The organism is Halomonas sp. ND22Bw, from assembly GCF_003011945.1.
Taxonomy (GTDB): domain Bacteria; phylum Pseudomonadota; class Gammaproteobacteria; order Pseudomonadales; family Halomonadaceae; genus Halomonas; species Halomonas halophila.
On the sequence record NZ_PXWD01000077.1, the window covers coordinates 1 to 552 of the forward strand.

Sequence of the window (552 nt, forward strand, 5' to 3'; positions counted from 1 at the left end):
TCGTCGCTGAAGATCGAAGACCCCCGCCTGCCCTTCATGATGGCCCGCCCAGGCATCACGGACGCCGCGCCCGAGGCCGAACGCCCATTCGTCTATCTGCATCCGAAGGCTGGCACGGTCCTGATGTGGGAAAGCTGGCTGCGGCACGAGGTGCCGACCAACCAGGCCAAAGCCGACCGCATTTCGATCAGCTTCAACTACGCCTGAACGGAACGGCCGACCTCTTCATGCGCCCGAGAACGCCTCCTGGGTTCCGGGCTCGCCCTTCGGACGCCCCGGAATGACGGCAGAAGAGGATCACACCGTCCAACTGGCCTTGCGCTTTTCCAGGAAGGCCATCACGCCCTCGCGGCCTTCGTCCGACACGCGGGCGCGGGCGATGCGTTTGGCGGTTTCGTCCATGAGGCCGTTGTCGATCTTGTGGTGGGCGATGTCGTTGACCAAGCGCTTGGCCTCGCCCATCGCGCCCGGCGCATTGTTGGTCAGGCTGTCGCTCAGCATCGAGATGAACTCGTCCACCGAACCTTCGGGCAGCACGAGGTCGATCAGGCC

At 64.7% G+C, this 552-nt stretch carries 1 protein-coding gene and 1 pseudogene; one reads left to right on the forward strand and one right to left on the reverse strand.

What is annotated here, in order from left to right:
* A partial coding sequence (locus CVH10_RS17030) for a TIGR02466 family protein (RefSeq protein WP_219924731.1) occupies positions 1–207 on the forward strand: 207 nt, incomplete at its 5' end.
* 90 nt (positions 208–297) lie between these two features.
* On the opposite strand, the pseudogene CVH10_RS17035 reads toward CVH10_RS17030, so the two are convergent.
* A pseudogene (locus CVH10_RS17035) lies at positions 298–552 on the reverse strand (gamma-carboxygeranoyl-CoA hydratase); the annotation flags it as partial.